Origin of the sequence: Eubacterium barkeri (assembly GCF_900107125.1) — a bacterium.
In the GTDB taxonomy this organism is placed as follows: domain Bacteria; phylum Bacillota; class Clostridia; order Eubacteriales; family Eubacteriaceae; genus Eubacterium_O; species Eubacterium_O barkeri.
In genome coordinates this window covers 139,217-149,117 of sequence record NZ_FNOU01000005.1, presented here as the reverse complement: position 1 = coordinate 149,117, position 9,901 = coordinate 139,217, and the positions used below count along the sequence as shown (strand labels likewise).

Annotated in this window: 12 protein-coding genes; 10 read left to right on the top strand and 2 right to left on the bottom strand. The window is 47.9% G+C overall.

Going from position 1 to position 9,901, the window contains the following annotated elements:
- Window positions 1-325 (top strand): transposase (locus tag BLU30_RS14490; RefSeq protein ID WP_242873510.1); only part of this gene is annotated, 325 nt, incomplete at its 5' end.
- A gap of 51 nt (window positions 326-376) precedes the next feature.
- On the opposite strand, the gene BLU30_RS04870 is transcribed toward BLU30_RS14490, so the two are convergent.
- Window positions 377-1,327: a sugar-binding transcriptional regulator gene (locus BLU30_RS04870; RefSeq protein WP_090244040.1), complete on the bottom strand. Its 951-nt coding sequence runs from the start codon at window positions 1,325-1,327 to the stop codon at window positions 377-379.
- A 404-nt stretch (window positions 1,328-1,731) separates the two neighbouring features.
- Between BLU30_RS04870 and BLU30_RS04865 the strand changes: the two genes are divergently transcribed.
- The 6 genes from BLU30_RS04865 to BLU30_RS04840 all read left to right on the top strand — a co-directional run bounded on the left by BLU30_RS04865 (window position 1,732) and on the right by BLU30_RS04840 (window position 5,978).
- Window positions 1,732-2,265 (top strand): transcriptional regulator GutM, encoded by a 534-nt coding sequence (locus tag BLU30_RS04865; RefSeq protein WP_242873509.1) that lies wholly within the window; start codon window positions 1,732-1,734, stop codon window positions 2,263-2,265.
- Window positions 2,266-2,349: 84 nt separating this feature from the next.
- On the top strand, window positions 2,350-2,880 hold the full coding sequence (srlA, locus tag BLU30_RS04860; RefSeq protein WP_090244039.1) for a PTS glucitol/sorbitol transporter subunit IIC: 531 nt from the start codon (window positions 2,350-2,352) through the stop codon (window positions 2,878-2,880).
- Window positions 2,867-3,850, top strand: a complete 984-nt coding sequence (gene srlE / locus BLU30_RS04855) for a PTS glucitol/sorbitol transporter subunit IIB (RefSeq protein ID WP_340148124.1) — start codon at window positions 2,867-2,869, stop codon at window positions 3,848-3,850. The genes srlA and srlE overlap by 14 nt, the downstream gene beginning before the upstream one ends.
- Before the next feature lie 21 nt (window positions 3,851-3,871).
- A complete protein-coding gene (locus BLU30_RS04850; RefSeq protein ID WP_090244038.1) occupies window positions 3,872-4,234 on the top strand; it encodes a PTS glucitol/sorbitol transporter subunit IIA in 363 nt (120 codons plus the stop codon).
- Between the two features lie 40 nt (window positions 4,235-4,274).
- On the top strand, window positions 4,275-5,576 hold the full coding sequence (locus BLU30_RS04845; RefSeq protein WP_090244036.1) for an NAD(P)H-dependent oxidoreductase: 1,302 nt from the start codon (window positions 4,275-4,277) through the stop codon (window positions 5,574-5,576).
- Between the two features lie 126 nt (window positions 5,577-5,702).
- Complete coding sequence (locus BLU30_RS04840; RefSeq protein WP_090244034.1) at window positions 5,703-5,978, top strand: HPr family phosphocarrier protein; 276 nt, start codon at window positions 5,703-5,705, stop codon at window positions 5,976-5,978.
- A gap of 387 nt (window positions 5,979-6,365) precedes the next feature.
- On the opposite strand, the gene BLU30_RS04835 is transcribed toward BLU30_RS04840, so the two are convergent.
- Window positions 6,366-6,848, bottom strand: coding sequence for a hypothetical protein (locus tag BLU30_RS04835; protein ID WP_090244032.1), 483 nt, complete (start codon window positions 6,846-6,848; stop codon window positions 6,366-6,368).
- Window positions 6,849-7,505: 657 nt separating this feature from the next.
- Here BLU30_RS04835 and ispF point away from each other — a divergent pair.
- From ispF to alr, 3 genes are read left to right on the top strand one after another with little or no spacing between them, the layout of a single operon-like run.
- Window positions 7,506-7,988 (top strand): 2-C-methyl-D-erythritol 2,4-cyclodiphosphate synthase, encoded by a 483-nt coding sequence (gene ispF / locus BLU30_RS04830; RefSeq protein WP_090244047.1) that lies wholly within the window; start codon window positions 7,506-7,508, stop codon window positions 7,986-7,988.
- On the top strand, window positions 7,985-8,677 hold the full coding sequence (locus tag BLU30_RS04825) for a 5'-methylthioadenosine/adenosylhomocysteine nucleosidase (protein WP_090244030.1): 693 nt from the start codon (window positions 7,985-7,987) through the stop codon (window positions 8,675-8,677). The genes ispF and BLU30_RS04825 overlap by 4 nt, the downstream gene beginning before the upstream one ends.
- An 11-nt stretch (window positions 8,678-8,688) precedes the next feature.
- On the top strand, window positions 8,689-9,897 hold the full coding sequence (gene alr, locus BLU30_RS04820) for an alanine racemase (RefSeq protein ID WP_090244028.1): 1,209 nt from the start codon (window positions 8,689-8,691) through the stop codon (window positions 9,895-9,897).
- Window positions 9,898-9,901 lie beyond the last annotated feature (4 nt).

The following is a 9,901-nucleotide window of genomic DNA, read 5'->3' as shown; positions in this document are numbered from 1 at the left end:
CGACTACCTGGATATTTGTGAGGATATCCGGCATACCCTTGGCCGGAAAGAACAATACCAAAAACGCAAAGAAACCATCGAACGGATCTTTGGCACCGCCAAAGAACATCATGGGATGCGTTATACCCAAAGCATCGGAAAAGCCCGGGTTGCCATACAGGTCGGGCTGACATTGGCCTGTCTAAATTTAAAAAAGCTGGCCATCCTGAAGTATAAAAGGGGACTTGCTGAGCCGGATTCTTTTGCGCCTATCTCATTTTTTACTGCTTTTTTCAATTTTAAGGAAAAAACAAAACCAGCGAACCGGTGGTGTTGCTTCGGTTAGCTGGTTTGTCTACGCTCTGAGCACCTGAGAGGTGCTTTTTTTAATGGAAATCTAGATACTGTCCAGGGCCAGGGCAGCATTATAATCGGTAATCAGTACATTGATGAAGCCGCCGTTGATGGCGCCGTGGATGGCCTGGCCCTTTTCAGCACCGCAGCACACCCCGATGGAATGGCTGACCTGGCGCAGGGCGGTAATATTAATCCCGATGACTTTTTCGTTATATTCGTAGCGGTCGATATCCCCGCTTTCATCGTAGAAATTCATGCAGATATCCCCACAAATATTCTGGGTTTTGAGTTCAGCCAGCATCTCTGGGGTGAAATAACCCGTTTTAATCATGGTGGAATGGGCGCTGGGAATTCCGATTCCGACGAGGGCAATGTCGAGATGGGATGCTTTTTTAAAAACCCGGCGGATACTGTTCTCCTTCATCAGCTCGGTTTTTGTTTTAATCCGGGAAACCATGGCAGGGGCGTGAATGGGGAAATAATAGCCGCCAAAGGCTTTGGCTAAGGATTCGGCAATATAGTTGGAATGGAGATCGTTCTCCACCGTGCCGATCCCCCCAACTAAGGGTAAAAAGGTAAGCCCGGTATGGTAGGTCCCCTGGGCGTGGGGGGCGATGCTGGCCACCGTTGTCCCCATGCTGACACCGATGGTATCCCCTTCCTTAATGATACGGGAGAGAAAGGTCGCTGCTGCCTCACCGATGGACTCCTTGGTTTCCAAAGAATCTTCCTTGCTCTCAACAATAAAAACTTCTTTGAGGCCAAACTTCTCCTCCAGGTGCTGCTCCATTTGATAGTGCTTCCGTCCATTGATATCGGAGACGGTAATCTGTACAATTCCCACATCCCGGGCAGCTTTGAGGAGTTTAGAGATCGTAGGACGGGAGATGCCAAGCTTCAGGGCGATGTCCTGCTGGCCGAGACGATGATTATAATAGAGATCACTGACTCGAAGCATCATCCGTTCATCGTCAATTATATTTTTTTTCATATCGGTTTCCTTTTATAATTCGTTTGTGAATAGTTTAACATATATGATTTAAAAATGCAATAACTTGAAATGTTTTTACATCTGAATAAGAGAATAGGTTCGTTAAAAAACAAACATCGAATTTTTGGCAAATGTTAAAATTCCTATAAAATCGAGATAATTTACATGTATAATTTACAAAAGTAAAAACACTTATGTAAAAACTAAAGAACAAATATTTTGGAGGATATCAAAAAACAATGAATAAATGGCTTAAATAAAGGGTTCTAACGGAAAACGAGATATAAAGACGATTATTTAAAATTGACAAATGATAGATAAGGGACTATAATTCAAATATCAAATAAATGAACATCAACGGGTGAAGTCAACGGTAAGATATTCTGGATTTAGGGGGAATAACCATGCAGAGTTCAATGATGAATTATTTGTTTCTTGTGGTCTTTGGATTAATGGCTTTACAAATGTTTTTAGGGCTCATCCAGGTTCGGGCCTATAAAAACGCAATGAATGCCCTTCGGGGAACCGGGATTGTTGGGTTAGGGCATACCAAGGGCAGCCTTGCCAAGAAGGGGCAGGTCATCGTATTGTCTTACAAACGCCGATCAGATCAGGTGGTGGCGTGTAAGGTGATGCGAGGGGTCACCATCTTTGCCCGATTTAAGGATGTGTCGGATTATAACGGCATGGGGCTGGAGGCGCTCAGAACATTGGCAATCGCCCAGGATCAGAAAGAGTTTAAGCATCGTCGGAAAAAACATCCCTACGATCCTGAGGAGTACAGTAAGAAAAAAGGTGCACTGATTCAGGCGGTGGAGGCCATTGATGGGCGGATTGCCCGGGATGATGATCCCGAGGCCCATCGGGAAAATGTTCATGCCGCTGCGATGAAGCTGGCCCGAAGACACAGCCGGACAACGGGTGCCGTCAGTGAATAAATCTATTATGCTGGAAGGACCCCTTGCTGCAATGCATGAAACAGAATAATCCAGTTTTAGAAATTATATTTTATGGAGGGTATTATGGATTTTTTAGCGAATTTAGCCTCTGGTTTCATCGGCCTTTTTCAGCTCGGTGGTGAAACCTTTGTGGGATGGGTGACGGGGATCATCCCAACCCTGGTGTGTTTGATCACAGCGGTGAATGCACTTATCGCCATCGTCGGACAGGACAAGATCGATAAGCTCGGTGTGATTTGTGGAAAGAACATCCTCTTACGATACACGGTGCTGCCGGTATTGTCGATGTTTTTCCTGTGTAATCCCATGGCCTATACTATGGGGCGTTTCCTGGACGAACGGTATAAACCGGCATTTTACGATGCCACCGTGTCCTTCTGCCACCCCATTACCGGGTTGTTTCCCCATGCCAATGCGGGTGAATACTTTGTATACGGTGGGATTGCGGCTGGCCTGACCACTTTGGGCAAGGACTTAGGACCCTTGGCCATTCGGTACTTTATTGTTGGGCTTATCGTCATTCTCATCCGTGGGGTAGTGTGTGAACGTCTGACCATTCGATTTATGAAGAAGGGGGCGAATGCAAATGTATAAGGCAGTAAAAATTACCAAAGGACCCAATGGCTGGGGTGGACCACTGGTTATTCAGCCCACGGAAAAAAGAAATAAAATTGTATCGGTGACGGGTGGCGGTATCGATCCCCTGGCACAGCGCATAGCGGAGCTGACCGGTGCAGAGGCTGTGGATGGTTTCTCCAAAGGTGTGGCGGACGATGAATTTGCCTGTGTGATCATCGATTGTGGCGGAACAGCCCGGTGTGGGGTATACCCCAAGAAACGGGTGCCCACCATTAACTTAACGGCGGTGGGTCAGAGTGGTCCCTTGGCCAAGTATATCATGGAAGACATTTACGTTTCCGATGTTAAGCCTGGGGGTGTCCAGTTGGCAGATGCCGGAGATACCCCGGTGGACACAGCGGCAGCAGAACCGACGAAAGAAAAGAAGGATGGCGCATCAAAGGCCAAGGATGGGAAGAAGGAAAGCTTCCTGGTTCGGTTAGGAAAGGGCGTTGGTGGTGTTGTCGCAAAATTCTTCCAGGCCGGTCGGGATACCATCGATATGGTCATCCGAAATATCCTGCCCTTCATGGCTTTTGTGGCCATGCTCATCGGGATTATCCAGGGGTCTGGCCTGGGGGATTGGATTGCCAATACCATTTCGCCTTTGGCAAATACCCTGCCAGGTTTGCTGGTGGTTTCCATTATCTGTGCCATCCCCATTATTTCGCCCATTATTGGACCCGGGGCGGTCATTGCCCAGGTGGTTGGGGTGCTCATTGGGGAACAAATCGGCCGCGGTGCCATTAATCCTTCCCTGGCCTTGCCAGCACTCTTCGCCATCGATGCCCAGGTTGGGTGTGACTTTATCCCCGTTGGTTTATCCCTGGGTGAAGCGGAACCTGAAACCATTGATGCTGGCGTGCCCGCCGTGCTCTTTGAGCGTTTGGCCACTGGCCCCATTGCGGTGCTGATTGCCTTCGCCTTCAGTATCGGGCTGTATTAAAAAATAGAAGGAGCATTAAAGATGTTCAAAACCGATGTTGTGGATATCGGGCCACTGGTTCAGGATTTAGCAGAGGAAGGTGGGTTTATCATTGTCTTTAATGATAACGCACCGGCGGCTTTGGCAGAAATGGCCGTATTGCACACCAAGTGTGAATTGGAGCGGGATGTCGCCCCGGGAGACCAGGTCATTTTGGGGAACAGCGCCTACAGGGTAACTGCCGTAGGGGCGGAGGCCAACCATACCCTGGCTAGTATGGGGCATTGCACCCTGAAGTTTTCAGGACATGCTGACGTTGAGCTGCCAGGCCAGATGGAACTGGACGGCGGTGGTATCGTTCCTGAGATACAGGTGGGAGATTCCTTTGAGATTCATTTTCAATAAGCCATCAATAAATATTATATGATAGAAAGAGGTATGACACATGATTAACATGAGTGTGAAGTTGGAGCAACTGGAAGCAGAGGGAAAATCCATAAAGGCCAGCATTGTCGGTGCTGGACAGATGGGATGCGGAATGGCCGCACAGATGACGACGATGAAGGGGATGGATCCCGTGGTTGTTGTAGATGTGGTCCTGGATAATGCCAAGCGGGCCTATCTGGATTCTGGCTATACCGAAGGGGTGGATTTTGTTGAAGCCCAAACCGTTGAAGAAGCCAACAAGCTCTTGGCGGAAGGTAAATTCATCGTCACCAGTAATAATGAAATCGCCACAAAGTGTGATGTCATCGATTGTGCGGTGGATGCCACCGGTGTGCCGGAAGTGGGGGCGAAGGTTGCCATGGATGCCATTAACGCCGGCAAACATATCTGTATGCTCAATGTTGAAACCGATGTGTGTATCGGACATCTCCTCTGGAAATTGGCCAATAACGCCGGCGTGGTGTACACGGGCTCTGCCGGGGATGAACCCGGTGCCGTCATTGAAATGTACGATTATGCCAAGGGCTTAGGCTTTGATGTCAAGGTTGTTGGGAAAGGGAAAAACAACGCCCTGGCCCTGGAATGCAACCCGGATACGGTGGCGGAAATCGCGAAGGAAAAGGGTGCCTCTCCCAAGATGATCTGTGCCTTTAAGGATGGAACCAAGACCATGGTGGAAATGACTGCTATGGCCAATGCCACGGGTTTTGTACCTGATGTCACCGGTGCCCATGGTCCGGAAAGTGATGTCAAAGGATTAAATGATGTCCTGAGCCTGAAGAGCGAAGGTCGGGGCGGGGTTCTGGATAACTATGGCGTTATTGAATACGTCAATGGCGTAGCCCCGGGGGTGTTCGTCATCATCGGCACCGATCAGCCGGATATCGCCGCAGAATTAACTTACCTCAGCATGGGACCTGGCCCCAATTACACCCTGTATCGCCCCTATCACTTAACTTCCTTGGAAACCCCCATGTCCGTGGCCAAGGCTTGCATCGACCACGAACCCACCATCGTTCCCCGGGCTGGCCGTGTGGCAGAAACCATTGCTGTGGCTAAAAAGGATATGAAGGCCGGAGAAATGTTAGACGGCATCGGTGGCTACACCATCCGCGGAACCTTCATGGCCGCGGCGGAAGCGGATGCACAGAATGCCCTGCCCATGGGCCTGGTGGATAAGAAAACCCAGCTCACCGTGGATAAAAAGGCAGGCGACGTGATCACCTATGATGATGTTATCCTGAATAATGATAACCTCATTGTCCAGCTGCGTAAGCTCCAGGATGAATTGTTCCTATAGGAACTACAAATTAATTTGCTGATCTCGCAAGATTCAGATATGGCTACCCTCCCCTAGGGTGGCCGAAGCAAAGGCGCGGCGGTTCCCCTACTGCCGTGCCTTGTTGTTTAATCAGGAGGAAAAAATATGTATGCAAAAGAAGTGAAAGTCGTTAATCCCACGGGACTTCATGCCCGTCCCGCAGCAGAATTTACCAAGGTCGCCGGCCAGTACCAGGCGGATTTGACAATCACCCGGATGACGGAGCCCTCCAAGGAAGGCAATGCAAAATCCGTTATTAATGTTATGAGCATGACCCTCACCATGGGGACACGGATTAAAATTACCGGGAATGGACCCGATGAAGTAGAAGCCGTGGATGCCCTGGTGGCTTTGGTGGAAGGCGGATTTGGAGAAGTATAGGAAGGGACGGTTTCGCCGCTGAAGGTGATGCTTTTTTCAGACAGGCTGCTTTTAAAACATTGATTGTCACAGCTCCAAACTGCAGGACGGGTAAAAGAACACAGACAAAGAATAGAACTCTTTTGCCTGTGTTCTTAGTGGAGAAAAGATAATTCTTTACTTTTTTCTCTGTAGTACGAGTATAACAATGAATGTGAAAATAGTGGACAGGGTAAGCTGTGGAAAAATGACCGATCGTAGTGGACTGAAAAAAGCACTAAAATTGGATATAGGCCATCGAATATCATGAGATATTAATTTCGCAAGAATAATGGCCATTAGCTGGATAATTACAACTACTGTAAACAGTATGAATGACCTGAGGAGTCCTTTCTTCATGATGTACACTTATTTGAAATTATTAGTTGCATAGGTATTTCGATAGACTAAATGAGCATGGTTTGCATCTGAATAAAGATAGACTCCAGCCCTTAATTTATTTTGATAACGAGCAACAGTAACAGAGCCGTAGCCGGTGTTGCCGAAAACGGAGTAGTATTGGTCTGTAGAATCATTTGCAAAAGTAGTAATAAAGGCACCGAGACCACCGCCAAGCATTGCACCAGGTGTCCCTCCAAGTGAACCAATGCCAGTCGACGCTGCTGTGATTAAGGCAGATTGCAATGCTTTCTCCATCGTTGCCCTTGAGCTGGCATCAAAAGAAAAGCTGAAGCTCCGACGATCCCATAAGTTTAACTCTCTAGACTGGATTTCGCTTTCGATTAATTCTTGGTCGTTGACAAGGGTGGATTCTTCATTTGCAAAAACGGGACATACAGATAGTAGCGCAATTAAGAAAACGATCAATAGACTGATTGTTGTTTTTTTCATAATAACCCTCTCGTTTCATCATGGTATTTAATGTACTATGTGGCAGTAAATAAATTTTCAAAACGTAATTAATCTTGATTTTGGCACAATGGACTCATCCCTTTCAAAACAAAAACTGTATTGAGCTGTAGATATTATGCAATAAAAAAATCCCGTTATCCGGGATCGCATAGAAACATGATATCCCTGAATTAATCAATTCAGATTATCGGACACATCCTATAAAGGCATCCCGATTCAATCATGTTGTGGATTCTCACCACATTATCCTTTTCATTATTCTTTTAATAAAATTATATCAAATATATTCAAAAATGTAAATGGAAAATACAAACCTGAATAATATGTGACAGTCCTCAGATGTGGTGAGCCATAGAACCCCTACCCCTCTGTGAAAAAAAGTGCTATAATAATTCTTATAAGCCGCTGAACAAAAAGCAATTGAGAAGTATTTTTACAAAATAAAAAATAAAGAAGAAATAACTTCAAAATATTGGGGAAAAACCAGTAATATTTTGCTGTAATAGTTTACCATTTTCGATTTTGTTCAAGAATGGCTATACTTTAAAGGATGATTGTGGTTAAATTAACAATAGGATGAAACTAATGCTTCGGGATTAGTGATTCCCAAGAAACGGAGGATGGGTTATGAATCCCATGCGAATTGGAATTGGCTACGATGTCCACCAGCTGGTGGAAGGACGGAAGCTGATTCTCGGCGGAGTAGAAATCGAGCATTCGATGGGCCTTTTGGGCCATTCCGATGCGGATGTTCTCACCCATGCCATTATGGACGCGGTACTCGGCGCTCTTGGCCAGGGAGATATTGGCAAACATTTTCCAGATACTGACAAAGCGTATAAGGATGCGGATAGTATCAAGCTTCTTGAGGATGTGGCAGCCATGATGGCTGGTGCCGGTTATGGCATCGGCAATGTAGATGCGGTCATCATCGCTCAAAAACCTAAATGTGCACCCTATATACCGGGGATGAAAAAGCGGGTAGCCGCGGCCCTGGGTACAACGGTGGACCAGGTGAACATCAAGGCGACCACGGAAGAAAAGCTTGGCTTTACCGGACGTGAGGAAGGCATTGCATCAGAAGCTGTGGTACTACTTGTCAGGGAGAATGAAAAATGATTGGAATAATAGCAGCACTGAAGGAAGAAGTCGAGGGCATTGTATTAAGCATGACGGTGTCCACCACCTTTACCAAGGCTGGGATGACCTTTGTTTCCGGAAAAATAAATGGTAAAGAGGTAACCGCAGTACAATGTGGCGTGGGAAAGGTGAACGCTGCGCTGTGCACCCAGATCCTCATTGATTGCTACGGGGTAGATTGCCTCATCAATCTGGGGGTCGCCGGGGCCTTAGCCAGTGGCCTGGATGTGGGGGATATTGTCCTCTCTAAGGATGCCATGCAATACGATATGGATGCTACCCCAGCCGGCTTTGCCCTGGGGGAAATCCCTGAAATGGGGGTGCGCCTCTTTGAAGCAGACCCGGATTTATTGTCTAAAGCGAAAGCGGCCGCAGCGGGGCTGGGGATTCCAGCCTTGGCTGGCCGGGTATTAACCGCAGACCGGGTGGTGGCCTCAGGGGAGCTTAAAGCGGCCCTGGCCACAGAACTTTCCGGGGCCTGCGTGGAGATGGAGGGGGCCGCCGTGGCCCAGACAGCCTGGGTGAATGGGATTCCCTTTATGATTATTCGCAGTATTTCCGATCATGCAGACGAGGCCCTTGAGGCGACCTATGATGCCCATTTTGAAGAATCGGTGGCCAATGCCAGCCGGTTGGTGCTGGCCTTAGTCAGTGCAACGGCAAGCTAAGGAGGAAAAGTATGGGAATTTATGATAATTTAGGCGAGGTTTTGGAACTGCCGCCCCATCGTCCAACCTGGGCAGAGATTAATCTGGAAAACTTGATTTATAATCTGAACGGCATTAAGAAGCTGGTGGGCCCCGGGGCAACCATTATCGGTGTGGTGAAAGCCGATGCCTATGGTCATGGCATTGAGGTGGTGGAAACCCTCCAGGATGAGGGGATTGATGCCTTTGCAGTAGCCTTTTTGGATGAAGCCATTGCCCTGCGTCAAAAGGGTATTGATCGCAGCAGTATCATGCTTCTGGGCTTTACAGCGGAGGATACCATACCGGATTTGGTAGAGTGGGATATCGAGCCAACGGTGTACCAACATGCGTTTGCCAAAGCACTGTCCGATTACTGTGTGTCCGAAGGCTGTGTCTGCCCGGTTCATGTGAAGGTGGACACGGGAATGGGCCGGATTGGCTGGCAATGGCATGAGGCGGTGGAGGCCATCGCTCAGATTGCTGAACTGCCGGGGATTACTGTTAAAGGGATGTTTACCCATTTTGCCACGGCAGATTGTGCCGATAAAACCTTTACCCATCTCCAGCTGTCCCGTTATGCCGAGGTGGTGAAGGGTTTAAAGGAACGGGGGATTACCATTCCCTTAAAAGATGTGGAAAACAGTGCTGCCATCATGGATTTTGAGAAGACCATTTTTAATGGTGTGCGGCCAGGGATCATTCTGTACGGCCTGTATCCCTCGGATGAGGTCAAGAAAGAGCGCCTGCCCCTAAAGCCTGTGATGACTTTTAAAACCCGGATTGTCCATATCAAAACCATTCACGCCGGAGATTCCCTGGGCTATGGGCGACAGTACATTGCCACAGAGGATCGGGTGATTGCCACCCTTCCTGTGGGTTATGCTGATGGGTATACCCGGATGTTGTCGGGCAAAGGGGCAGAAGTCTGGATTAAAGGTAATCGGGCTCCGGTAGTGGGCAATATCTGTATGGATCAATGCACTGTGGACATTACAGACCTTGAAGATGTGGCCCTCTTTGATGAGGTTGAGCTTTTTGGGGAGAACATCGCGGTGGATGAGCTAGCGAAAAAGCTGGGGACCATCAATTACGAGCTGGTCTGTATGGTGAACAAACGGGTTCCCCGGGTATACACCTTTATGGGGGATGCCCATCTCGAGGTGGAAATTTTAAATTCTGGTTATTTTGGGCTAAATTAGCCCG